The organism is Paenibacillus soyae, from assembly GCF_024623455.1.
In the GTDB taxonomy this organism is placed as follows: domain Bacteria; phylum Bacillota; class Bacilli; order Paenibacillales; family Paenibacillaceae; genus Pristimantibacillus; species Pristimantibacillus soyae.
Genome location: NZ_JANIPJ010000002.1, coordinates 279,250 through 302,033 on the forward strand (window position 1 = coordinate 279,250; position 22,784 = coordinate 302,033).

The 22,784-nt window shown below is 55.4% G+C and carries 26 protein-coding genes; all 26 read right to left on the bottom strand.

Going from position 1 to position 22,784, the window contains the following annotated elements; genetic code table 11:
* Window positions 1-144 precede the first annotated feature (144 nt).
* Window positions 145-720, bottom strand: a complete 576-nt coding sequence (locus NQZ67_RS03795) for a histidine phosphatase family protein (protein WP_257442924.1) — start codon at window positions 718-720, stop codon at window positions 145-147.
* Between the two features lie 36 nt (window positions 721-756).
* Window positions 757-1,365: a zf-HC2 domain-containing protein gene (locus NQZ67_RS03800; RefSeq protein ID WP_257442925.1), complete on the bottom strand. Its 609-nt coding sequence runs from the start codon at window positions 1,363-1,365 to the stop codon at window positions 757-759.
* Complete coding sequence (locus NQZ67_RS03805) at window positions 1,362-1,955, bottom strand: RNA polymerase sigma factor (protein ID WP_257442926.1); 594 nt, start codon at window positions 1,953-1,955, stop codon at window positions 1,362-1,364. Before NQZ67_RS03805 ends, NQZ67_RS03800 begins: the two co-directional genes overlap by 4 nt.
* A gap of 387 nt (window positions 1,956-2,342) precedes the next feature.
* Entirely contained in the window at window positions 2,343-3,434 is a 1,092-nt protein-coding gene (locus tag NQZ67_RS03810) for a prephenate dehydrogenase (protein ID WP_257442927.1), read from the bottom strand.
* A 10-nt stretch (window positions 3,435-3,444) separates the two neighbouring features.
* On the bottom strand, window positions 3,445-4,536 hold the full coding sequence (gene hisC / locus NQZ67_RS03815; RefSeq protein WP_257442928.1) for a histidinol-phosphate transaminase: 1,092 nt from the start codon (window positions 4,534-4,536) through the stop codon (window positions 3,445-3,447).
* Between the two features lie 145 nt (window positions 4,537-4,681).
* Window positions 4,682-5,488: a tryptophan synthase subunit alpha gene (trpA, locus tag NQZ67_RS03820; protein WP_257442929.1), complete on the bottom strand. Its 807-nt coding sequence runs from the start codon at window positions 5,486-5,488 to the stop codon at window positions 4,682-4,684.
* The gene (gene trpB, locus NQZ67_RS03825; RefSeq protein WP_257442930.1) at window positions 5,475-6,680 is read right to left on the bottom strand and encodes a tryptophan synthase subunit beta; all 1,206 of its coding nucleotides are present in this window, start codon (window positions 6,678-6,680) and stop codon (window positions 5,475-5,477) included. The genes trpA and trpB overlap by 14 nt, the downstream gene beginning before the upstream one ends.
* A complete protein-coding gene (locus tag NQZ67_RS03830; protein WP_257442931.1) occupies window positions 6,677-7,360 on the bottom strand; it encodes a phosphoribosylanthranilate isomerase in 684 nt (227 codons plus the stop codon). Before NQZ67_RS03830 ends, trpB begins: the two co-directional genes overlap by 4 nt.
* Entirely contained in the window at window positions 7,357-8,154 is a 798-nt protein-coding gene (gene trpC / locus NQZ67_RS03835) for an indole-3-glycerol phosphate synthase TrpC (RefSeq protein ID WP_257442932.1), read from the bottom strand. Before trpC ends, NQZ67_RS03830 begins: the two co-directional genes overlap by 4 nt.
* The gene (gene trpD, locus NQZ67_RS03840; RefSeq protein WP_257442933.1) at window positions 8,144-9,187 is read right to left on the bottom strand and encodes an anthranilate phosphoribosyltransferase; all 1,044 of its coding nucleotides are present in this window, start codon (window positions 9,185-9,187) and stop codon (window positions 8,144-8,146) included. Before trpD ends, trpC begins: the two co-directional genes overlap by 11 nt.
* The gene (trpE, locus tag NQZ67_RS03845; protein ID WP_257442934.1) at window positions 9,184-10,764 is read right to left on the bottom strand and encodes an anthranilate synthase component I; all 1,581 of its coding nucleotides are present in this window, start codon (window positions 10,762-10,764) and stop codon (window positions 9,184-9,186) included. The genes trpD and trpE overlap by 4 nt, the downstream gene beginning before the upstream one ends.
* Before the next feature lie 323 nt (window positions 10,765-11,087).
* A complete protein-coding gene (gene aroH, locus NQZ67_RS03850) occupies window positions 11,088-11,459 on the bottom strand; it encodes a chorismate mutase (protein ID WP_257442935.1) in 372 nt (123 codons plus the stop codon).
* Window positions 11,456-12,559, bottom strand: coding sequence for a 3-dehydroquinate synthase (gene aroB, locus NQZ67_RS03855; protein WP_257442936.1), 1,104 nt, complete (start codon window positions 12,557-12,559; stop codon window positions 11,456-11,458). Before aroB ends, aroH begins: the two co-directional genes overlap by 4 nt.
* Before the next feature lie 365 nt (window positions 12,560-12,924).
* Window positions 12,925-13,095, bottom strand: coding sequence for a hypothetical protein (locus tag NQZ67_RS03860; RefSeq protein WP_257442937.1), 171 nt, complete (start codon window positions 13,093-13,095; stop codon window positions 12,925-12,927).
* A 73-nt stretch (window positions 13,096-13,168) separates the two neighbouring features.
* The gene (locus NQZ67_RS03865) at window positions 13,169-13,948 is read right to left on the bottom strand and encodes a CheR family methyltransferase (RefSeq protein WP_306812681.1); all 780 of its coding nucleotides are present in this window, start codon (window positions 13,946-13,948) and stop codon (window positions 13,169-13,171) included.
* A 35-nt stretch (window positions 13,949-13,983) separates the two neighbouring features.
* Window positions 13,984-14,427 carry a nucleoside-diphosphate kinase gene (gene ndk, locus NQZ67_RS03870; RefSeq protein WP_257442938.1) on the bottom strand — a complete coding sequence of 148 codons (444 nt, stop codon included), beginning with the start codon at window positions 14,425-14,427 and terminating at the stop codon, window positions 13,984-13,986.
* Window positions 14,428-14,455: 28 nt separating this feature from the next.
* A complete protein-coding gene (locus tag NQZ67_RS03875) occupies window positions 14,456-15,430 on the bottom strand; it encodes a polyprenyl synthetase family protein (RefSeq protein ID WP_257442940.1) in 975 nt (324 codons plus the stop codon).
* A complete protein-coding gene (locus tag NQZ67_RS03880; protein WP_257442942.1) occupies window positions 15,427-16,287 on the bottom strand; it encodes a menaquinone biosynthesis protein in 861 nt (286 codons plus the stop codon). The genes NQZ67_RS03875 and NQZ67_RS03880 overlap by 4 nt, the downstream gene beginning before the upstream one ends.
* Window positions 16,256-16,915 (bottom strand): UbiX family flavin prenyltransferase, encoded by a 660-nt coding sequence (locus tag NQZ67_RS03885; RefSeq protein ID WP_257442943.1) that lies wholly within the window; start codon window positions 16,913-16,915, stop codon window positions 16,256-16,258. Before NQZ67_RS03885 ends, NQZ67_RS03880 begins: the two co-directional genes overlap by 32 nt.
* Window positions 16,909-17,784 carry a UbiA-like polyprenyltransferase gene (locus tag NQZ67_RS03890; protein WP_257442945.1) on the bottom strand — a complete coding sequence of 292 codons (876 nt, stop codon included), beginning with the start codon at window positions 17,782-17,784 and terminating at the stop codon, window positions 16,909-16,911. The genes NQZ67_RS03885 and NQZ67_RS03890 overlap by 7 nt, the downstream gene beginning before the upstream one ends.
* The gene (locus tag NQZ67_RS03895; protein WP_257443372.1) at window positions 17,781-18,494 is read right to left on the bottom strand and encodes a demethylmenaquinone methyltransferase; all 714 of its coding nucleotides are present in this window, start codon (window positions 18,492-18,494) and stop codon (window positions 17,781-17,783) included. Before NQZ67_RS03895 ends, NQZ67_RS03890 begins: the two co-directional genes overlap by 4 nt.
* Window positions 18,495-18,509: 15 nt before the next feature.
* Window positions 18,510-19,379 (bottom strand): heptaprenyl diphosphate synthase component 1, encoded by an 870-nt coding sequence (locus NQZ67_RS03900; protein ID WP_257442951.1) that lies wholly within the window; start codon window positions 19,377-19,379, stop codon window positions 18,510-18,512.
* A gap of 103 nt (window positions 19,380-19,482) precedes the next feature.
* The gene (locus tag NQZ67_RS03905; RefSeq protein ID WP_257442955.1) at window positions 19,483-20,070 is read right to left on the bottom strand and encodes a hypothetical protein; all 588 of its coding nucleotides are present in this window, start codon (window positions 20,068-20,070) and stop codon (window positions 19,483-19,485) included.
* Window positions 20,071-20,262: 192 nt separating this feature from the next.
* Entirely contained in the window at window positions 20,263-20,484 is a 222-nt protein-coding gene (gene mtrB / locus NQZ67_RS03910) for a trp RNA-binding attenuation protein MtrB (protein WP_257442956.1), read from the bottom strand.
* Between the two features lie 158 nt (window positions 20,485-20,642).
* Window positions 20,643-20,918, bottom strand: a complete 276-nt coding sequence (gene hbs, locus NQZ67_RS03915; protein ID WP_257442957.1) for a non-specific DNA-binding protein Hbs — start codon at window positions 20,916-20,918, stop codon at window positions 20,643-20,645.
* 330 nt (window positions 20,919-21,248) lie between these two features.
* Window positions 21,249-22,727 carry a stage IV sporulation protein A gene (gene spoIVA / locus NQZ67_RS03920; protein WP_257442958.1) on the bottom strand — a complete coding sequence of 493 codons (1,479 nt, stop codon included), beginning with the start codon at window positions 22,725-22,727 and terminating at the stop codon, window positions 21,249-21,251.
* Window positions 22,728-22,784: the final 57 nt, after the last annotated feature.

The window sequence follows — 22,784 nt, forward strand, 5'->3', positions numbered from 1 at the left end:
ACAATTCTCGCATTTCATACCTCGCTTGCCGCAATGCCTTAGGCATAGACGATTAAGGGAGCAGCCGTCTATGACGCGGGAACGAACGGGGCGCTAATAACAAACGGCCCCCCGATTGCAATCGGGAAGCCGTTTGTCCGTACCTTATTCCAAATGTCTAGTGCAATTATGAAGCAAAGGCAACCAGCCGTCCCCGCGTCTCTCCAGAATCGAGTAGGACATGTTGCCCAGCCGCGCATCCGTCAATTCGTCGCAAAGCTCCTGCAGCATTTGCGCGATAAATCCGCCGTGCGACACAATGAGAACGTTGCGCCCTTCTTCGCGCTGCAGCAGATCAGCAATCGCGCTTACGCCGCGGGATCGCAGCTCCTCGTCCGTTTCGATCCCTAAGCCCTGCTCCCGCCAATCGCTGCCCCAACGCTTGATTCGCTCGTCCTCGGTCGTTCCTTCGATTTGCCCGAAGCCCCGTTCTCTGAAGCGCGGATCAGGAGCCAGCAGCGGCACTTGAAGCCGTTCCGCAATGATCGCGGCTGTTTCGCGGGCTCTCAACAAATCGCTGGAGCTAACCGCGTCCCAGAACGCTTCTTCCTGCGCAAGCCTCCCGGCGAGCGCCTTGGCCTGGTTAATGCCTTCCGCGTTAAGGGGGATGTCCGTCTGGCCTTGAATGATCCCTTTGGCGTTCCAATCCGTCTGTCCATGTCTTACGAGTCCAATATTCAATCCGATCCCCCCGATCCGATCTATCTATGTATCTGTTTAACTTCGCGTCCTCGACAGCCAATTTAATATGAGCAAGGCCGTCACCAGTCCTAGCAGCGACAGAGCGACATAATATTGAGGGAAAGCCGGCACGACCTTGAGCACGAATGGATCGCTGATGCTGGCAACCGGTACTTCGGCATAGAAGCCTCCCGTCATGACCTCGCCGTCGCCGGACGCGTTCGCCGCCTCCATCAATCCGGTCCACTGCTGCATGTCTTCTCCGGCCGGAGCATCCTTATAGTCGAACACGAATACAAAAAACGCGCAGGCGAACATCGCCATGCATGCGGCAATTAAGATGGCCGCGTTGCGCCGGAACGACTTGGAGAAGTGGTAGCTCTTGCTTGGAACGGGCATATACCAGGCCTGCTCCATATAAATACGGTCCATGACGGCCCGGTTGACATGCTCGGTTGGTCCGACCATCGAAGACTCCTCGGACAACTGACGGATGAGCTCATCGTCCACCGGCCACAGTCCGAATTGATCGGAGCACCGCTCGCAATCCAGCAGATGCGCCTCGAGCTCGATTCTCGCCGGATCCTCTTCGCCCATTTCCCAATAGGAGTCGAATTTAGCTTGTGCTTCCTCGCATTTCATCATGTATTCATCCTCTCGAAGGGCTCCGACATCGGCATCTGACCGAAATACGGCTCCAGCTGCGTCTTGACGCTAGCTCTCGCCCGGAACAGCAGCGACTTGACGGAGCTGACCGTCTGGCCAAGAATGTTGGCGATTTCCTGGTAATCCAGCTGGTCGTATTCCCTTAGAATGAGCGCCGACCTCTGCTTCTCCGGCAAATTGTTGATCGCGTCGCGGACCATAGCCATTCTCTCGTTGCGGAGGAGCTGCTGCTCCGGCGCCGCCTCCGCCGACGCGAGCGGCTCGAAGCCCGCTTCGTCGAGCGAAACGTTTGCCGATTTTCCTTTGCGCAGTTCGCTAAGGACGGTATTGCGGGCAATCGTGTACAGCCACGTAGAGAAAGAAGCATCCATCTCCCGGAAAGAGTGAAGGCTTCGATACGCTTTATAGAACGTTTCCGAGCACAAATCCTCCGCCATCAATTCCAGCTTCGCGCTCTTCAGCATATGAAAGATAAAAGCCAATATCTTGCGTTGATATCGCCGCATAAGCTCGGAGTACAGCTCGACATTGCCATCCTTTATCTCGCGTATTAACTGGGAATCAGTCATGACAGGCGAACCTCCCCCACCTGCGGCTTCATCCCGAACCTCTTGTTACATTGTACCGGCCCGGGAACCAAAAGTTGCGTCCCTCATCGAAAAAGTATGAAGGACGAGTAGTATGTATTTCGAGTTCGGCGGCCAAATTCCTGCTTCTTTCGACAATGAACCGAAAAACCTTCATTTTTCTCATTTGGAATATGAAGGAAGCACAGTGGATTTCGAGCAAAAAAAAACCACTCCGAGGAGTGGTCAGCGCTCATGTTGAGCACTACAGATATTGGATAGGAGTGGAGAGAAACCATACTGTACTTTTATTATATGTATACGCTTCCATTCTGTCAATAAGCGTTTTCATTTTCTTCGCAGAAAATGAAAACGTTTTTTTGCATTCCATTATTGATGTACGGAATATCCGCTTTCCTCCAGCAGGGCGATCGCCTGGTCCAGATATTCTTGGTTGCGGAAGGACAACCGAAGCACGCCAGGCACGTCCTCTCTGCTCTCGATAATCTGGATATTGCTGAGGTTAATGCGGTTATTGCCTAATAAGCTCGCGATGCGTCCAATGATGCCGGGATGATCGGGTACGTCAACATAACAGTCGTAAACGGAATGAATCATGCCTTTCCTTCTCTCCGGCATCCTGCTGCGGAATTCGCCCGCTTGGCGGAACGCTTCTTCGATTGCCTCCGCGTCGTTCGTCTCCAGCATGGCCGCGAACTCGTCCATGCCCGACCTCCAGTCGCGCAGCAGCCTTAGAAGCACTTGGCGGTTATCGAGCAGGATGTCACGCCACAAAGGAGGATCGCCGGATGCGATCCTCGTAATGTCGCGGAAGCCCCCGGCCGCAAGCGATTCATATAATCCGTTGCGTTCGTTGTAGCTTCTGACTTGATTCACGAGCGCGACGGCGATCATGTGCGGTAGATGGCTGATTGCTCCCACGATATCGTCATGGTCATCCGCGTCTACCTTCACGATGTTCGCGCGAGTATAAGACAGCAGCTCGGTCAACCGTCCGACAGCTTCCGGCGGCGTTGTCTCGTCCGGCGTCAGAACGTAAAAAGCGTTCTCGAGCAAATGATAGGATGCGGCTTCGACGCCGGATCTCTCCGAGCCCGCCATTGGATGACCGCCAATAAAGCAGGCGCCGCCCAGGTCAACGGACCTGGCATAGCCGGCGACGGACGACTTGGTACTTCCCACGTCAGTGATGATGCAGCCATCCTTCAGCTTGCACGCGCTGATCTTCTCCAGATATTCCTGGAGATTGCCGACGGGGACGCATAGAAAAATAAAATCAGCTTGCTCGGCCGCTTCGCGGATCGAGGTCGTGCCGACGTCTACGACGCCCCGTTGGATATATTTCTGAACGGAGCTTTCCCTATTGGAGAAGCCGATCACGCGTATGCCGGGTTTCCCCTTAAGGCACAGCGCGATGGATCCTCCGATGAGACCCACTCCAAATATCGCTACATTCGTCATAACTCCGTATCTACACCGTCACTTCCTGCAGAACTTGCTCAAGCGCTTCGATAAAGGCTTCATTCTGCTCCGGCGTCCCGACGCTCACGCGAATATACGTCGGGTAATACGTCCAGTTGGCCCGCACGATAACTCCCCTGCGAAGCATCGCGGCGAACACCTCGGAAGAAGGCCGCTTCGCGTCGACCATGACGAAATTGCCATGCGCCTCGAAGTAAGACAGGCCCAGTCGGTCGAATTGGGCGGTCAAATACTGAATTCCCTTATGATTCTCATCGCTGCATCTCGCGACGAAGGCGTCATCGGACAATGAAGCGCGCGCGGCCGCTTGGGCGGCACGGGTTGTATTAAACGGTTCTCGCACTTGGTTGATGAAGCGAACGACATCCGGATGACCGATGCCGTAGCCGATCCGAAGCGAGGCGAGGCCGAAAATTTTCGAGAAGGTCCGGAGCACGAGCAGGTTGCGGTACGAAGGCAACATCCGGACGCCGTCGCTGTAAGCCGCGTCCTTCACGTATTCGCCGTACGCTTCGTCCAGCACGACCAGCACGTGGCTTGGCACCGCGTTCAAGAATGCCGTCAGCTCCTCGTGGGAGACAATCGTTCCTGTCGGATTATTCGGATTGCAGATCCAGACGATTTTCGTTCGGCTGGTCACCTTTGCCAGCATGGCCGGCAAATCGTGTTTGCCGTTTTTGAGCGGCACCTCGATGATGCGCGCGTTTTCGATTTCCGCGTTATGCTTGTATTGGGCGAACGTCTCGTCAGCCATGATCGTCTCGTCGCCGGGAGCAAGGAACGCTCTGGCCGCCATTAGTATGACTTCGCTCGAACCGGAGCCGAAAATAATTTGATTCGTTTGAACGCCCAGCTTGTCCGCCAGCTTGGCGGTAAGCTCCACGCTGGCCCCGTCAGGATAAATATTCGTATACGACAGCTCTTCGATTACAGCCGCTTTCGCGCTTTCGGAGAAGCCGTAAGGATTTTCATTGGATGCCATCTTGATGACTTCGGAGAGTCCAAGCTCCCGCTTGACGTCCTCCACCGGCTTGCCGGGCTGGTACACGGGTAGATGCACAATATTCGTTTTTGGCTGCATGCCCTTCACCTCTTCTATGTATTGAAGTGTAACAGTACCCATTGTCTCACATCTGTTTGCCGTTTTAAAGTGTTTTTGAAAAAAGAAAGACCCTCCATGTCGGAAGGTCTTCCTATTGAATGATACATTCCTGGCATGAAGCGCGTTACCCTTTCAGTCCGGCAACGAACCGGCCGATAGCCGCCAAGCCTTGCTCGCGGGTCGCGGGCTCTTCGAGAAGAGGCACCGCTTCCTCGATCTGGCGCACGATGGCGCTGCCTACAATGACCGCGTCGCACACGCGTTCGAAGCGTTCGACCTGCTCGCGGCTCGAAATGCCGAACCCGACGCCGATTGGCAGATCGGTAGCTTCTCTAACCGTGGTCAGGAACTGATCGATGTCCGAATGGAAATCCGATCTAACGCCGGTCACGCCCAGCGAAGATACGCAATAGACGAAGCCCCGCGCTTTTTTGGAAATCCGCCTAACGCGGTCTTTGGAGGTTGGAGCCACTAGCGGAATCAGATGGATATTGGCAGCTTCCGACATGGCGCGAACCTCCTCGTCCTCTTCGATCGGCAGATCGGGAATGATTAGGCCGCTGATGCCTTTGCTCACGATAAGCTCGAAAAATTGTTCCAAGCCGAATTGCAGCACCGGGTTAAAATAAGTGAATAGGATGAGCGGGATTCGAACGCCCTCTTCGCGGGCCCGTTCCGCCATGCGTATGCAGTCCGCGAGCGTAATGCTGCTTCTGAGCGCCCGTTCCGATGCGCGCTGAATGACGGGACCGTCCGCAAGCGGATCGGAATACGGCACGCCGAGCTCGATCATGTCTGCCCCCGATTGTTCAAGCCGCTTAATGATATCGAGCGATGTCTCGAAATCGGGATCCCCTACGGTCACGAACGGGATTAGCGCCGTGCGGCCTTCTTGCTTCAGCCTTGCGAACGTCTGATCAATGAGATTCATGCTTCTGACCTCCCAGATAGCCCATGATGGCTTCCACGTCTTTGTCCCCGCGGCCGGACAAACTGACGACGACGATCTGATCCTTGGACAACGTCGGGGCCAGCTTGATCGTCTGCGCGATGGCGTGAGCGGATTCGAGAGCCGGAATAATGCCCTCCGTGCGGGACAGCAGCTGAAGCGCGTCCAGCGCCTCGGCGTCCGTAATCGGCACATATTCCGCGCGGCCTGAATCCTTCAGATAGGCATGCTCGGGTCCGATTCCCGGATAATCGAGGCCGGCCGAGATCGAGTGGGCGGGCTGCACTTGGCCGTGCTGATCCTGGAGCACGTAGCTGAGCGAGCCTTGGAATACGCCATGCCGGCCTTTGGTCATCGTGGCCGCATGCTCATCCGTTTCCACGCCTCTTCCGGCCGCTTCAACGCCCAGCAGCTTAACGCCATCGTCCTGTACGAACGGGTAGAAGATGCCCATGGCGTTGCTTCCGCCGCCGACGGCCGCGACGACGTAATCCGGCAATCTGCCTTCTTCGTTCAGAATTTGGCCGCGAGCCTCGTCCCCGATGATCCGCTGGAAGTCGCGAACCATCATCGGGTAAGGATGCGGTCCCGTAACGGAGCCCAAAATGTAATACGTATCGTTCACGTGGCTCACCCAGTAACGAAGCGTCTCGTTGCACGCGTCCTTCAGGGTGCGAGTGCCGGAAGTGACCGGCACGACTTCGGAGCCGAGCAGGTTCATGCGGAACACGTTCAGCTGCTGGCGCTTCATATCTTCCTCGCCCATGAATACCTTACACTCGAGTCCAAGCAGCGCCGCGATCGTCGCGGACGCCACGCCATGCTGGCCCGCTCCCGTCTCCGCGATGATTTTTGTTTTGCCCATTCTCTTCGCCAGAACGCCTTGGCCGATCGTATTGTTGATCTTGTGCGCGCCGGTATGGTTCAAATCCTCGCGCTTCAGGTAGACCTTCGCGCCGCCAAGCTGCTCGCTAAGGCGCTTGGCGTAATAAAGCGATGTCGGTCTTCCCGAATATTTATGCAGAAGCTCTTTGACCTCCGCTTGGAAGTCGGGGTCCTTCGAATAATGTATATACGCTTCCTCGAGCTCGAGCAAAGCGTTCATAAGCGTCTCCGGCACGTATCGTCCGCCGAATTTGCCGAATCTGCCGCTTGCGTCCGGTACTTGTATCATGCTTCCATCACCCTTCTTACGAATAATCTGATTTTGTCGATGTCCTTCCGCCCATCCGTCTCCACTCCGCTCGATACGTCGATGCCGTCGGGAGAGTAAGCATGCAGCAGCTCCTGCACGTTGTCGGCGTGCAGCCCCCCCGCTACGTACAGCGGAAGCTCGAGAGCGGCCGCCTCTTCCTTGTAGGCCCGTATGGCGGACCAATTGAACGGCTGCCCCGTGCCGCCTCCGGGCGCATCTATGAGAATGGCGTCCACAGCTCCGGCATATGGTGTCAGTCGTTCCCTTGCCTGCCGGACAAACTCTTCTTCCGATGTTGCACCCGAATCACGAATCGAGAAAACCCGCCAGATCCGGACGGACGGATGCATCTCCTTAAGCCGCTCGCAGTAAGCAGGCGACTCGTCTCCGTGCAATTGTACGACATCAAGGGATGCCATGCCTAGAATATCTTGCATCTCCTCCAGGCTTTCATTCACGAATACGCCCACCGTGCTAGGAGGCTGCTCCCCGGCGGCTTTTAACTCTCGTACGGCCTGAACCAGCGCAGGAAGCTCCGGCTTGCCTACTCTGCGTTTGCTCGGCGCCAGCACGAATCCGATCTCGTGGATCGGCAGTCCATTCATTCCGGCGATCGTTTCCGTATCTCGAAGTCCGCAAATTTTGATGCGGGCAGTCATGCTTTCACCGCGCCCATAAGGTCTTGCACGGCATCGCCGACATGCTCGCGCCGCATGAAATGTTCGCCGATCAACACTCCGTGCGCGCCGATGGATTGCAAATATTCCATATCGGACCGGCCGGCAATTCCGCTTTCGCTAATGACGGTCACGTGCTTCGGCATCATGCCGATCAGCTTCTCCGTCGTTTTCAAATCCGTAACGAAGGAACGCAAATCGCGGTTGTTAATGCCGATCAGGGTTGCTTTATCGAGCGACAATACCGTATCGAGCTCCGCCGCGTCATGCACCTCGACCAGAACGTCCAGCCCGATCGACTGGGCTAAGTCATGGTATTCCGCCAGCTGCTGCTTGGTCAAGATCGCGGCGATCAGCAGAATCGCGTCGGCTCCAATAACGCGAGCTTCGTAAATTTGACGGTAGTCGATCGTAAAATCTTTGCGGAGCAGCGGAACGTTGACCGCTTCCCTGACCCGCATTAAGTATTCGTTAGAGCCCTGGAAATAATCGCGGTCCGTCAGCACCGAGATACAATCCGCTCCGGCCGCTTCATAAGCGGCCGCGAGCTGGACCGGATCGAAATCCGGACGGATCAGCCCTTTGGAAGGGGAGGCCTTCTTCACTTCCGCGATCAAGCCCATGCCGCGGTTGCGGCGGTCGGCCGATAAGGCCGACTCGAAACCTTTGGTCGCGGGCAACGCCGAGATAATCTCTTCATATTGCGAAAGCTGAAACTCCGAAGCGAGCGCTTCTACTTCCGCCCGCTTCGTCGCTACGATTTTATCAAGAAACATGCGCCAACTCTCCCGTCATCTGAATTAACTCGCGAAGCTTCTGGTCCGCTCTGCCCGAGTCGACGACTTCGGCAGCAACTGCCGCGCCCTCGGCCAGACTGGAAGCGTGCCCTCCCAAGTAAATGCAAGCGCCGGCGTTCGCGAGCACGATATCGCGGTAAGCTCCCCGTTGCTCTCCGCGGAATACCGCTTGTATGAGTGAAGCGTTAACCGACGGCTCGCCTCCCTGCACTTCCGAGATCGGATAGCGGGACAAACCGAGATCTTCCGGCTGAATGTCGAACGTTCGAACGATGCCGTCCTTGAGCTCGGATATTTGGGTCGAGGCGGAAATGCTGATTTCGTCCAAGCCGTCGTGGCTGCTCACGACCATCGCGCGTTTCAGCCCGAGATCCTTAAGCACTTCGGCGATCGTTCCGGTCCTGGCGCGGTCATATAAACCGAGAAGCTGGCGGTCCGCGCCGGCCGGATTCGTCAGAGGGCCCAGCATATTGAATATCGTCCGGATGCCTAGCTCGCGCCTTGGTCCCGCGGCATGCCTCATCGAAGGATGGTATAGCTGGGCGAACATGAAGCAGATTCCAATCCCCTGCAAGCAGGCGGCCGCTTGATCCGGCGTCAAGTTAATGTTCACGCCCAGAGCCTCGAGCACGTCGGCGCTGCCCGTCTTGCCCGACATCGCCCGATTTCCGTGCTTCGCCACGCGAATGCCGGCAGCGGACGCGATAATCGAGGAGGCCGTGGAAATGTTAAATTTATGAATGCCGGAGCCGCCGGTGCCGCATGTATCCAACAAGCCTTCCTGTTCGGTCCGAACATGGCTCGCGTGCTGCCTCATCATCTCCGCGAATCCGGTAATTTCGTCTTTCGTTTCGCCTTTCATCCGAAGGGCCGCGGCGATCGCGCCGATTTGCGCGCCCGTCGCTTCCCCGTTCATGATTTGACTCATAACGCCGCCCGCTTCGGATCTCGACAAATGCTCGCCGGCAATTATTTTGTTTAAAGCAGCCTGCATTGTGAATGGTGCGCTCATCTTAGCTTCGCCTCTCTTTCAACCGGAATATGGACTTCGTAATCCGTATTGACGGCTGCGGCGATCAATTCGCCTTTGGGCCGCTTGCCGAAGCTCGCTTCCGCCGCGCGGATCGCCTTCAGCATGCCCTTCGCTTTGTTGACCGTCTCCATATATTCGTTCTCGGGAACGGAGTCCCATACGATGCCCGCCCCGCTCTGCACGTAAGCCTTGCCGTGCTTGAAGATGATCGTGCGGATCGTGATGCAGGTGTCCATCGAGCCGCCGAAGCCCAGATAACCGATCGCCCCCGCATACGCGCCTCTCGCTTCGTTCTCCAGCTCGGCGATGATCTCCATCGCGCGGAGCTTCGGCGCGCCGGAGACGGTTCCCGCAGGCAGGCAGGAGATAAACGCGTCGAAAAAGTCTTTGTCCGAGCGAAGCTTGCCCGATACGTTCGAGACGATATGCATAACGTGCGAATATCTCTCGATCTCCATGAAGGAATCGCACCTGACCGAACCGAATTCCGATACTCGGCCGATGTCGTTGCGGCCGAGGTCGACGAGCATCAGGTGCTCGGCGCGTTCTTTCTCGTCGGCGAGCAGATCCAGCTCGAGAGCTTGATCTTCCTCCGGCGTCTTCCCTCTCGGTCTCGTACCCGCGATCGGCCGCGTCTCGACCCTGTCGTTCGCGACCTTGACGAGCGCCTCGGGGGACGTTCCGACGATCACTTCCTCGCCCATCTTCAAATAGTACATGTAAGGAGAAGGGTTCATCGTGCGAAGCACCCGGTATACGAGCAGCGGATCAATATCCGTCTCGATGCTGAAGCGCTGGGAGAGCACGACCTGAAAAATATCGCCGGCGCGAATATATTCTTTGGCTTTGTCCACGTTCGCCATGAACTGCTCTTTGGTCAAATTCGACTGCACGTCGCCAAGCTCGGGATCGGACGGAACGGCAGCGGTCGGGGACGCGATGCTCGGAACCGGCTGCTGCAGCCTCTCGATCGTCGATTCGATCTTGGCGACCGCTTTCCTGTACGCGACCGCGATCTCTTCATCCGTGGCGCCGGTTTCGATATGGACGTTGCCGATTATTTGAAGCTGCTGCTTGAAATGGTCGAAGGCGATGACCTGATCGCAGAACATAAATTGCATATCGTTCATGTTCAGATCGTCGATCCGATGCGCGGGCAGCTTCTCGTAATACTGGAGCAGATCATAGCCGAAAAATCCGATCGCTCCCCCTGTGAACGGCGGAAGCGCGCTGTTCGCCGGGCTGCGGAATGCTCTGAGCTTAGCCTTCAGCAGCTCGATCGGCTTCTCCCGCAGCACCGTCCGTTCCCCGTTGTGCTCAAGGATCAGCTCCCCGTGCTTGCCGTACAGCTTCATGAACGGGTCCGTGCCGATGAAGGAATATCTGGCCCACTTCGCGCCGCCCTCTACGCTTTCGAGCAGAAACGCGTGTTCCTCTTGAGCGAAATGCTGAAATAATCGGATCGGCGTCTCCGTATCCGCCATCACGTACCGAATGATCGGAATCAGGTTGAATGTGCCGGCCTGCTGGATTACGTTCTTCAATTCATTGGACATTCGCATGCGACCTCCATCTCTCAAATGTTTTCGGCGAGGAGTCCAAAATAAAAAACTCCTGCCGAAGCAGGAGCCGTAAATTTGATGATGGCATAGATTGGCCTTGGACCGAAGCTCGGGCACTGCGATGCGGCAAAGAGGAACAGTAACGGGATGCACATGTCATTGCGCGACCGCAACTGCCATAAACCGACAACAAAAACCCAAGTCCTGCAAGGGCAACTCTCTAAACTCGTCTCATCTCATCTCAGCTAAAAACCTACTCTGGCTCATCTCACTTATGGTTCTAACTATAAAACATTACTCTTGCCGGCGTCAACCGCTTAATTCGCTTTGGATAGATCGGGACGGAGCACGCGCGCTCCTCCCAGATAGACGTGGCGAATCTCCTGCTGCGTTTTCTCGGTATTAACGAGCACCATCAGGCGGATGCAGCGCTCCAAGCTTCCCTTGACCGGCACCTCCAGGGCGCACATCAGCGGAACCAGCTCCCATCCCGGCAGCTGCCGGATCGCCTGAGCGGGGAACGCCTCGTCCAAATCGCTCGTTACCGTAATCAACACGCTGCAAATATCACCAGGATCCAGCTCGTTCAAACGCATAAGATCGGTTGTCATCGCGAGCGTCGCGTCGGCGATGAGCTTGCTGTCATTCGCATCGACTGTAATTGCGCCTCGAATTCCGCGTACACTCATATCTGTTCAGCCTCCAATTTCAATTCCTCCACGATTTCTTTCATCCACTCGACGGACACGTCGGATTTGATCTCGACTTTGCCGATCGCCGTCGGGACGACGAACACCATCGTGCCTTCCTTAAACTTCTTATCGTGCATCATCGCCGCCATAATGGCGTCCACATCGTAATGCTTCGGCAAGGAGACGGGCAAGCCGCACTTCGCGAGAACACGCTTCGTCTTCGTATAAACTTCCTCCGGCGCGCCATACCGAAGACCAAGCTTCGCGGAGCCGATCATGCCGATCGAGATCGCCTCTCCATGCTGCATCTCGTTATAGCCCGCAACCGCCTCGATGGCATGGCCGATCGTATGGCCCAGATTCAGAATCGCTCGGAGACCCATTTCCTTCTCGTCCTCCGATACGACGGCAGCCTTGACGCTGCAGCCCTTATACAAGGCATACCCCAAGCTGTCGGGATCAAGCGCGAGCAGCTTCTCCGCATTCGCTTCGCACCAATCTACGAACGAAGCGTCCCAGATCAATCCATGCTTGACGACCTCCGACAATCCGGAGCTGACGTCGCGCGGAGGGAGCGTCTGCAGCGTATTCAAATCATATAGGACAAATTCCGGCTGATGGAACGCGCCTATAATATTTTTGGCCTGGGGATGGTTCACCGCGACTTTGCCGCCGACGCTGCTGTCATGCGCCAGGATCGTCGTCGGCACTTGGACGAACTTGATTCCGCGCATATACGAAGCGGCTACAAAGCCGGCCAAATCGCCAACGACCCCGCCCCCAAGTGCGACGATCGCGGATTTGCGGTCAAGTCCGGCATCAAGGGCTTTGCCAACCAGATCACCCAGCATCGCCAGCGACTTGGAGCTTTCGCCTGCGGGTACGACGGCGCTGGCTGTCTTATAGCCCCCCGCTTGAAGAACTTGCTCCAGCTTCGCCAAGTAACGCGGAGCCACGTTGGAATCCGCGATAATAAGAAGAGGAGATTTGTTGCCGATGTTGTGCTTCTGGAAGTAGGAAGCCGCCTGGTCAAGGAGGCCTTGCCCGATATAAATGGGATAAGAGCGTTCGCCTAAATCTACCGTTAATTCGCGCATTGTTCTAGTACCTGCCTAACTGCGCCGTATACTGCTCGTAATTGGCGCGGATTTCTTCGTTGGAGTCGCCGCCGAACTTCGGGCAGCCTTCCGATTATCGCCGTCAATAGAGGGTCATTCGCTTCACCGGCCGTCAAATAGGTTACATTCAAGCCAGCTCCTCCTTCACCGCAGGAATGCGTCGCCGCGACCCTGCTGTTATGTAATCCCCTCGAACATCTTGCCTCATTATAGTACAGGGATGCTGGTTTGACAAGAAACGTAATAGCGGATCGCTGTTTCGGAAAGAGCCCCTCCGAATACAAAAGGCCGGAGCCGAAGGCCGTCGAACGAACCTTGAGCTCCGGCCTAGCCGGCATAACCTTTTATAAACTTTTGACGGTGGCCTGCTCGCGCAGCATCGACAAGTCGTGCGTCAGCTTGACGTCGTTCACGAGCCTGGCGGCCTGCCTGCTGTCCACGCCGATAATTTGCGCGCATTCCTGGATCGTAATAAAACCGCGGCGGTAAGCCGCTATGACCTTGCGCTTGTCCATCTCCAATCTCCCTTCGCATCTGTGTTGCCTACGACTAGTATAGGAGAACATGGAAATCGGTATACATGCGAAGCTAAACCTTGCGGTAAAAGAACGTGTCCGCCGTCTCGAAGCCGTATTGTCCGGGAGAAAAAATCTGCTCCGTGCTGCCTACGAACAGAATGCCGCCCGGCTTCAGCGCAGCCGCGAATTTATGGTACAACGCGTGTTTCGCTTCCTCCGTGAAATAAATCATGACGTTGCGGCACACGATCAGGTCGAAGCCCTTGTCAAACGTATCGTGAAGCAAATTGCCTTGCTTGAACTGAATCGCTTTCTTAAGCGTATCCGACACGAGGAACGCGCCTTCCGACGGCTTAAAATATTTGGAGCGGCAGCTCGCCGGGACATCGCGAAGCGAACGTTCCAGATAGCTGCCTTCACGCGCCTTCTCCAGCACCCCGTTGTCCAAGTCGGTTGCGAGGAGAGAGGCCCTGCCCAAGGCATCCAATTCCGACAGGATCATGGCGATCGTATACGGTTCTTCGCCCGTGGAGCAAGCGGCGCTCCATATTTTCACCCTGGCGTTCGCGGCAAGCATATCCGGGAGAAAGCGGTTCTTGAGCACTTCCCACCGGGTCGGATTGCGCCAAAATTCCGAAACGTTGATCGTCATACGATCCAGAAACTCGTTCATGAGCGCTTTGTTCTGTTCGAGTGCTTGGTAATATTGCTCGAAGGTCGAGTAACCGTTCTTCATCCGCAGCGTTGTCAACCGGCGTTTCATCTGCGCTTCCTTGTATTGGGACAAATCGATATCCGTCTTCCGTTTGATGCGGGCGATAAATTGCGAGAAGTCCAAATCTTCTGTCATAACGGCCTCCATGATGTGTGCGCAGCTGAGGCTAATTAAACCCAGCGCTGGATCGTATGCTCGTAATCCACAAGCTCCTCAGGAGCGAAGAAAATCCCGATTTCGCGTTCCGCGCTTTCGGCGGAATCGGAGCCGTGGATCAGGTTAAAGTTCGTATGCACGGCAAAATCCGAACGAATCGTTCCAGGCGCAGCATCCAGCGCGTCCGTCTTGCCGATCAGCGCGCGAGTGAGCGCAATTACATTATCCCCGCTCCATACCATTGCGAATACGGGACCGGACGTAATAAATTGCAGCAAGGGCTCGTAAAAAGATTTGCCTTTGTGATCCGCGTAATGGATCTCCGCCCGCTCCCGGGAAATTTGCAAAAACTTGGCAGCCGATAATTGCAGCCCTTTCCGTTCGAATCGCGATACGATCTCGCCGATCAATCCACGTTGAACGCCGTCGGGTTTGATCATCAAAAAAGTTCTCTCCATTATGTACCCCTTCCTCCCGCGACATTGATTAATAGTTTCTTTTGCCGACGAAATGCGCGATGTCGACCAAGTTCTTTTTCGCCGCGATATCCGGCAATCCCTCTAATGCGTGCAAAGCTTTCTTTATGTATTGGTTCGCCAGCTCGTCGGCCAGGTTGCCGCCTTCGCTCGAACGAATGAGCGAAATCGCCCGCTTCGTGTCCGGGAAGCCGTCTTGCGATCGTATGGAGCCGATTTCCTTAAGAAGCGGCTCCCTGACGCGCTCGTCTCGAAGCGCGAGGATGACGGGCAGCGTTATATTCCCTTGGCGAATATCGGAGCCGGGAGGCTTGCCGATCTGCTTCTCGGTACCGTACAGATCGAGCAGATCGTCTCGGATTTGGAACGTCATCCCCACGTTATACCCATACCGGTACAGCTTGTTCGAGGTTTCTCGGTCGGCGCCTGCCGCAAGCGCGCCTAGCTGGCAGCTGATCGCGACGAGCAGCGCCGTCTTCCTCCGGATGCGCAGAAGATAATGGCGTACGGACTGGTCCGTGTTGAAGAAATCGCGGATTTGCTCCATTTCTCCTATGCACATCTGGACCAGGGCTTTGGATAAAATACGATGAATGTCCGGATTAGGCAGTTGCGTTGCGATAGAGAGCGCCTTGCCGTGTATGTAATCTCCAGTGTACATGGCGATGCGGTTATCCCACTTCGACTTGACCGTCAGTTGACCCCGCCGCGTCTCGGCATCGTCGATCACGTCGTCATGCACCAGAGACGCCATGTGGATCAGCTCGAGCGGAACGGCGACGGATTTAAGACGTTCCAGCCTATAGTCTCCGAACTTGCCCGACAGCAGCACCAGAACGGGACGAATCCGTTTGCCGCCCGCCTTCAGCAGATGGGTCGAGGCTTCCCTTAGAAGAGCGTGGTCGTCAGATACGCTCCTCTCGAGCTCTTGCTCGATTTGATTCAAATCGCCTTTCATCTTTGCATACAGGTCTAATAGTTTCATTCATTCACCTTTTGGGGGGATTGTTCTTCGTAAAACGAGAGATCCACTTCGTGCTGAAGGAGGCTGAGCTCCTTCGCGTACTTGAAATAAAGCGATAAGCCGGCCTGCAGCTTCTCGTCGAAATCGTAGCGCAGCGATTTGAAGTACGTGCTCCAATATGTTTCTTCTCCGCCAATTCGCTCGCAAGCGAGTTTGATCAGCGCTTCCGGCTGCCCTAGCAGCTCGTCCTTCGAGCCGTGCAAAGCCCGAAATACAGCGCTTAGCTCTTCGCTCTGCTTCTCGGCAGCCGTCCTGCGGGCCGCGACGACGGCGTATGTCATGCCAAGGCCCGTCCAATCGTTCCATGCTTCACCGAGATCCATGACATGCAGCCCTTCGCGTTGCCAAGAAGCTGTTATGGCAGGATCGCCGATCAGCAACGCGCCGTCGGCGTCCTTCAGCATGTGTTGAAGCTTTGGCTCGGCGGGGACGTACTCGGGTTCGCACTCGAACCGCATGGCCATAATGATCTTCAGCAAATTAACGGAAGTAGCGGATGTTGTCGTTACCGCGATTCGGCGCGGCAGTCTCTTCTCCAGAGGTTCCTTTGTAAATAACAGGATCGAATGAACGCGGCCGATCGAACCAACCGACAAGCCTGGCAGCAAGACGTAATCTTGGCTGTATTGTCCGTATGAGAAGGAAGAAATGGCGGAAACGTCAAGCTCTCCCGCATGCAGGAGACGATTCAGCTCCGCCGGCACTCTCGAGATCAATTCGTAATTCAGCTCGCGCGCGTGGCGGGAAAACGATTTAAACAACGGCCACGCGTTCGCGTAATCTATTTCACCGATGGTGATCGGGCGAAGGTTGCCCATTCTGCTCATCTCCCCATCTTCTGTACAAATCATGATCGATATCTGCGTTGTCCAGTACTTTGCCCACGAGGAAATTAATCATCTCGTCCATCGATTGAGGCTTATGATAGAATGCCGGCATAGCCGGCACGATCCGAACGCCGAGTCTGGCAAGCGTCAGCATATTCTCCAGATGTATCGCATGAAGCGGCGTCTCCCGCGGAACGATGAGAAGCTTGCGCCCTTCTTTGAGCATGACGTCCGCCGCGCGCGTCATCAGATTGTTGGAGGCGCCGTGGGCGATCGAGGACAACGTCCCCATGGAGCATGGCATAATGAACATGCCTTCGACGCGGAAGGATCCGCTCGCTATGGCAGCGCCAATGTCGCCGTTGGGATGAAAGACGAGCCGGCCGGCGCGCAATTCGCCCGGGAATGCCCGCTCAAGCGCTTCCGCTCTTCGCGAGGTTTCCCAGCCCAGCTCTTCTTTGAGCACTCTCCATCCCGCTTCGGTCACGACCGCGTGCACCTCGAACCGGCGCAGCAGCAGCTCCTCGATCAGCCGAATGCCGTATACCGCGCCGCTGGCGCCCGTCAAGCCGACGACCCAGCGCTTGCGCAGTTCCTGTCCGCTTGCCGTGACTACCATTGGCCGAACACCGCCAAATCCACGATCGTAAAGAGGAATAGCACGACGCTAAGCGTGCCGTTCATGCCGAAGAACGCCGTCGAAACGCGCGAAAGATCGGATGGCCTAACCATCCAATGCTGATAGAACAGAAGCGCCACGGACAGAATCGCTCCGAATAGATACAGCCATCCAAGCTGAGTCATCCAGAACAGCGTCACGAAGCCGACGGCCGTCACGATGTGGAAGCAGCGCGCGATCCAAAGCGACGCGGAGATGCCAAAGCGCGACGGGATCGAATAGAGTCCCGCATTGCGGTCGTATTCGTAATCCTGCGTCGCGTATATAATATCGAAGCCCGCGATCCAGAGCGCGACCGTTCCGTACAGCAGCCATGCCGCCGCATCGAACTGTCCCGTCACGGCGACCCAGCCGCCAAGCGGCGACAGCGCGATTGTAAGACCGAGCACGACGTGGCATAACCAAGTAAACCGTTTCGTATAAGAATAGATGACGAGGAAAAATACCGCGATAGGCAGGAGCTTCATCGCGATCGGCTCCAAATTGGCAGCCGCCCAAAAAAGCAGCGTGAACGAAACCGCAATAAACAGAACGACTTCCGCCGATTGAAGCAAGCCTGCCGGCAGCGCCCGATCTTTGGTGCGGGGATTGCGCAGATCGATCGCCTTATCAATCAAGCGGTTAAGACTCATGGCCGCGCTTCTCGCCCCGAACATGGCAAGCGTTACCCAGCCTATTTCGCTCCAGGACGGGAGCTTGCCCTCCATGACGACCCCGCCGAGCAAAGCACCCATAAAAGCGAACGGCAGCGCGAACACCGTATGCTCGAATTTAATCATTTCCAGGATGATGCGTAGTTTGCGAATCATGGTTGTCCATCTCTTCCCTTCGTTCCTATATGCAGCGCCGCAATGCCGCCGAAGAAGAGACGAACCTCCGCATTAGGCATTCCCGCCTGACGGAAAAGCTCCTTCAAGCCTTTGGAATCGGGGAACAATTTCAACGAATCGGGAAGCCATTGGTATTCCTTGAAGCGTCCGGCCAAGAGCTTGCCGAATAGCGGCATGATGCGCTCGAAATATAAATAATAAATGCTTTTGAACGGCTGCCACGTCGGCTTGGACAGCTCCAGGCAGACCACCTTGCCGCCCGGCTTGACGACCCGCCGCATCTCGCTGAGCACCTGAACGTAATCGGGCACGTTCCTCAGTCCAAAGCCGACGGTTACGAAGTCGAAGCTGTCGTCCTCGAACGGCAGGCTCATCGCGTTGCCCTGCACCAGCTCGATCTGCTTTTCAAGACCTTGACGGCTAACCTTGACAGCTCCTACGTCGAGCATGTTCTGGCTGAAGTCCAAACCTATAATTTTGCCTGATCCGCTCGCTTTCGCCATATCAATCGTCCAGTCGCACGTCCCGCAGCATATGTCCAGGGCGTTCTGTCCGGGCTTCATGTTCATTCGTTCCATCGTGTACTTCCGCCAGGCTTTATGCCTTCTGAAGCTGATGACGTCGTTCATGAAATCGTATTTGGGAGCAATCGTCTCGAACAATGCATGCACATGGCTCTTCGAATCCATGTTGTTCACTTTCAGTCACCTCGTCTCGTTAAGCGCGGGCATGCTGCCCGCGAGCCTTGCCAGCATGCTGTCCGCGATGTCGGTCAGCTCTCTCTCCAGCTTGTCCGATTCGAGCTTCGCCGCCGCCGCTTTGACCGAATCCGCGGCTTGCTTCACCTTGGCCGTCAGATGGGCTCGAATATCGTATTTGTGCAGGAGCGAGAGAATGAATCCCTTATCCGGCTTCTCGTACATCAGCCTTTGTTTCTCTTCCTCGCTGCCGACCTGCATGACGTGCCAGTAAGCCCAGCCTTTCTCGAATTTATCCTCATGCCCGCTTCTCTCCAGCTCGTCAAGCGCGACCTCGCAGCGGCCTACTCCGTGCAGCAGCTCGGGCCAGACTCTCGACCGGGCCCCGTCCATGATGCCGGCGAATTGCTGGAACATCTCGCTTCTTAGCTGAACGGCATAGCCGAAGTAATCTTCAGCCGATAGGCGGAGACTTCTCATACGGGTGTATAAATTCACCTTCATCCGGTTCACTTCGCATACGGCATTGCTGATTCTGGAAATCATCTCGATCTGTCCGGCATCGGCAAGCAGCTGATAAAATTTCGCGCTGAAGAAATCGCCGGCTAGCACCTTAAGCTGCCTCGAGCGCATGTCGCGCTCCGAGCGCCGCTCGGTTTCCGTATCAATCAAGTCGTGCGTATCCATGCCAAGCTGGACGAGCGAAACGACCAGCGTGTACAACTCGCTATATGATTTGGAAGATCCCTGCTCATTCAAGAACGCGAACAGCATGCGGGTTCTAGGTTCCGCAAGCGGCGGCAGCTCGGTATGCAGATCGATCATATCATGCTTCGCATGCTGCCTGGTCATCTCTGAAATGCGGTAAGTTGTCATGGTAGAAGCCTCCGAACTATTGTGACAGGGAACTTGCACATTAATATCTAAACTATTATAGCACAACTTTTACAGGAGGGCATTCGATTGCCTTCGTTGTTCATCATTTCGCAATATCCGGCTCGAATTGCCGCTTCGAATGAGCGGAGTACCCCTCCGGAACGCCGAATCGTTCGACCCAGGCCGACGTAAAGCTGAGCCGGAGGCGCTGGCGCCATACCTCGTCGTGAACGGGATCCGAAATAACCGCGCCGCCTTCTTCGCCATGCAGCCAAGCATCGCTCGACCTGACATCGACGGCAGCTAGCAGGCGTTTCTCGCCTTCGGCGTTCTCCACGATGCGAACGAGCAGCCGGTTGACGTTATCCAGCTGATGAAAGGATACGCCGACAAGCTTCCCGATGTCATCGAACCAAGCCTCCGGCCTTCCTCCCTCGGAGGGCACCAGAAGCTCCAAGGATAACACGGAATGTTTCCATTCCGCATGTCCGAGCCTCTCGCGCAAATTGACGTTCGCGAGCGCATCCACGATATTCGCGTTCGACAAGTGGACGATCGGCTCTCCGCGGAATACGGCAACGTCTTGTTTCAAATTTTCGTCATCCATGATGGCTGCCGGAATCCAGCCCGCTCCTATCGTAATCGCAAACGTCGCCGCGAATGCGATCCATACCGTTTTTTTGTTACGCACGGACGCACCTCCACCCTTGCTCGAAATTGTTACCCATCAAGTGTTTTCATTCCCTTGCGCAGTCATACCGTCCGGGGCTTATACAACAGTGTACGAGGCTGGAAGGTTGTTTATTCGGCATTAAAGAGCGGGCTCTTGGCAGACGGGCAAATAAAAAAGCAGGCATCGCCTGCTTGGTATCCGGTCCCGGTTTTATTGGTCGGTATCCACCGTTCCGTATTTGGTCATGACCGTTGCCTTGCCCCGAATTTTGATCGCCGAAGTATGGTCCGTAAACTGGCAGATCAACACTTCGTTTTTGTCCAGCTTCTCCGTATGATGAAACCGCGTATCGTGGCCGCGCGTCAGTCCGATGACCTGCACGCCTTGATCCTTTGCCTTAATTACAATATATTCGCCAACCGTAGGCTCCATTAATGATCCCCCCGCATCGTCATTCCATACCATCCATCAGAATTATAGTGGAAGTCTCCCTTTTGCGCAATGACAGGTACGTCCTAGCGTCGCGCTTTGCGCGCCAAAAGAAAAAACGCTCAAACCGCGTTTCGTTCGAGCGTTACTCTTGCTATACGTTAATTGGATACAAGGTCCTTAAGAGATTTGCCTGGTTTGAATGCCGGCATCTTGCTTGCGGCGATATCGATTTCTTCGCCTGTCTGCGGGTTGCGGCCTTTACGGGCTTGACGCTCGCGCACTTCGAAGTTGCCGAAGCCGACAAGCTGAACTTTGTCGCCGTTTTGCAGCGCTTCGGAGATTGCTTCGAATACGGCGTCAACCGCTTTCGTTGCGTCCTTCTTGGACAGTTCCGTCAATTCCGCTACTTTCGAGATCAGATCGGTTTTGTTCATGGTTTCACCTCCTTAAAAGTTTTTCTCATACAGGCGCAAGCCTTTGAGAAAAACTTACTTCGTAAACATAGGCTTAGTTTTTCTTCTTATCCCTCTTATTCACCGAAAACTTGAAATATATACCTGTTGCCGCGCTTCGGCTCTTCTTGTTAATTCTTAGCATGAACAAACCTATAGTAATACAGCCCAATTGCAATTTCAAGTAAATTCCTTGATTTGACGCGGAAATGAAACATTTTTTAATGTTGCCGAATCGCGCGCGCAGATAAAAAAGACCGCCCCGCAGGGTCGTCTCCGACCAATTGCGGGGCAGCCTTCGCAGCCTATGGATTACAGAATGATGGCGATCAGACCGCCCGAGCCTTCGTTAATGATACGGCCCAGCGTCTCCTGAAGCTTATAACGCGCGTTGTCCGGCATCATGGCGATCTTGCCTTGGATGCCCTCTCTCACGATGGAGTGCAGGGAGCGGCCGAAAATATCGGACTCCCAAATCTTGATCGGGTCGTTCTCGAAATCCTGCATTAAGTATCGCACCAGCTCTTCGCTTTGCTTCTCGGTGCCGATGATCGGAGCGAACTCGGATTCGACGTCTACCCTGATCATATGGATGGATGGCGCGGTTGCCTTAAGCCTTACGCCGAATCTCGATCCTTGGCGGATCAGCTCCGGCTCATCCAGCATCATCTCGGCAAGCGATGGCGCCGCGATGCCGTAGCCAGTCGTCTTCACCATTTCGAGCGCTTCCGCGAAACGATCGTATTCGCGTTTGGCGTGCGAGAAATCCTGCATCAGCTGTAGGAGATGATCTTTGCCGCGGATTTCCACGCCGACCACTTCCATCAGGATCCGATCGTACAGCTCATCCGGCGCGTAGAGATCGATCTCCGCCACGCCTTGCCCCATATTCATTCCGCTAAGTCCAGCTCTCGCGATAAAGTCGTAGTCCATGAACTGCTGAACGACTCTCTCAACGTCTCTTAAACGGCGAATATCCTTAACCGTGTCTCTCACGGAATTCTCGTAGTTGCTGCGCAGCCAGTGGTTGTCGTTCAGCACCATGACCCAGCTCGGAAGATTGACGTTTACTTCATGCACCGGGAACTCGTAGAGCACCTCGCGCAGAACGGCCGTGCCTTCCTCTTCCCCCATCGTCGCCACGCTGAGCGCGATGACCGGAATGTCGTATTTGGCCTGCAGCTCGCTGCGGAGCTGCTGGGTTTCCTCGCTTTTCGGACGAGTGGAGTTGATGATGAGCACGAACGGCTTGCCGACCTCTTTGAGCTCTTCGATGACGCGCTCTTCTGCGACGACGTAGGAGCTTCTAGGAATTTCGGCTATGGAGCCGTCCGTCGTGACGACAACGCCAAGCGTAGAGTGCTCCTGGATCACCTTGCGCGTGCCGATCTCCGCAGCCTCTTGGAACGGAATCGGCTCGTCGAACCATGGAGTCGTAATCATACGCGGACCGTTTTCGTCCTCGTAGCCCTTTGCTCCTTCGACCGCGTAGCCCACGCAATCGACGAGTCTTACATTTACTTCAAGCCCTTCCGCCACTTTGAGCTGTACCGCTTGATTGGGCACGAATTTGGGCTCGGTTGTCATAATCGTTTTGCCTGCGGCGCTTTGAGGGAGTTCGTCCACGGCTCTTACCCGGTCGGATTCGCTCGAGATGTTGGGAAGCACGACCGTCTCCATGAATCGCTTAATAAACGTTGATTTGCCCGTCCGGACCGCCCCGACTACCCCGAGGTAAATATCCCCGCCGGTACGTTCGGCTATGTCCTTGAAAATATCTACTTTCTCCACTGAATATCCCCTCCCAATTGATTTTCCGGTTCGCCGCCATCCACCGGACAAGAGGGC

Coding starts and splice junctions, on each gene's coding strand:
- NQZ67_RS03800 (WP_257442925.1), bottom strand. CDS start 1,365: ATGATGAAATGCGAGGAAGCACAAGCTAAATTCGACTCCTATTGGGAA.
- NQZ67_RS03805 (WP_257442926.1), bottom strand. CDS start 1,955: ATGACTGATTCCCAGTTAATACGCGAGATAAAGGATGGCAATGTCGAG.
- NQZ67_RS03810 (WP_257442927.1), bottom strand. CDS start 3,434: ATGACGAATGTAGCGATATTTGGAGTGGGTCTCATCGGAGGATCCATC.
- hisC (WP_257442928.1), bottom strand. CDS start 4,536: ATGCAGCCAAAAACGAATATTGTGCATCTACCCGTGTACCAGCCCGGC.
- trpA (WP_257442929.1), bottom strand. CDS start 5,488: ATGAATCTCATTGATCAGACGTTCGCAAGGCTGAAGCAAGAAGGCCGC.
- trpB (WP_257442930.1), bottom strand. CDS start 6,680: ATGATACAAGTACCGGACGCAAGCGGCAGATTCGGCAAATTCGGCGGA.
- NQZ67_RS03830 (WP_257442931.1), bottom strand. CDS start 7,360: ATGACTGCCCGCATCAAAATTTGCGGACTTCGAGATACGGAAACGATC.
- trpC (WP_257442932.1), bottom strand. CDS start 8,154: ATGTTTCTTGATAAAATCGTAGCGACGAAGCGGGCGGAAGTAGAAGCG.
- trpD (WP_257442933.1), bottom strand. CDS start 9,187: ATGAGCGCACCATTCACAATGCAGGCTGCTTTAAACAAAATAATTGCC.
- trpE (WP_257442934.1), bottom strand. CDS start 10,764: ATGTCCAATGAATTGAAGAACGTAATCCAGCAGGCCGGCACATTCAAC.
- aroH (WP_257442935.1), bottom strand. CDS start 11,459: ATGAGTGTACGCGGAATTCGAGGCGCAATTACAGTCGATGCGAATGAC.
- aroB (WP_257442936.1), bottom strand. CDS start 12,559: ATGCGCGAATTAACGGTAGATTTAGGCGAACGCTCTTATCCCATTTAT.
- NQZ67_RS03860 (WP_257442937.1), bottom strand. CDS start 13,095: ATGGACAAGCGCAAGGTCATAGCGGCTTACCGCCGCGGTTTTATTACG.
- NQZ67_RS03865 (WP_306812681.1), bottom strand. CDS start 13,948: ATGACAGAAGATTTGGACTTCTCGCAATTTATCGCCCGCATCAAACGG.
- ndk (WP_257442938.1), bottom strand. CDS start 14,427: ATGGAGAGAACTTTTTTGATGATCAAACCCGACGGCGTTCAACGTGGA.
- NQZ67_RS03875 (WP_257442940.1), bottom strand. CDS start 15,430: ATGAAACTATTAGACCTGTATGCAAAGATGAAAGGCGATTTGAATCAA.
- NQZ67_RS03880 (WP_257442942.1), bottom strand. CDS start 16,287: ATGGGCAACCTTCGCCCGATCACCATCGGTGAAATAGATTACGCGAAC.
- NQZ67_RS03885 (WP_257442943.1), bottom strand. CDS start 16,915: ATGGTAGTCACGGCAAGCGGACAGGAACTGCGCAAGCGCTGGGTCGTC.
- NQZ67_RS03890 (WP_257442945.1), bottom strand. CDS start 17,784: ATGATTCGCAAACTACGCATCATCCTGGAAATGATTAAATTCGAGCAT.
- NQZ67_RS03895 (WP_257443372.1), bottom strand. CDS start 18,494: ATGGATTCGAAGAGCCATGTGCATGCATTGTTCGAGACGATTGCTCCC.
- NQZ67_RS03900 (WP_257442951.1), bottom strand. CDS start 19,379: ATGACAACTTACCGCATTTCAGAGATGACCAGGCAGCATGCGAAGCAT.
- mtrB (WP_257442956.1), bottom strand. CDS start 20,484: ATGGAGCCTACGGTTGGCGAATATATTGTAATTAAGGCAAAGGATCAA.
- hbs (WP_257442957.1), bottom strand. CDS start 20,918: ATGAACAAAACCGATCTGATCTCGAAAGTAGCGGAATTGACGGAACTG.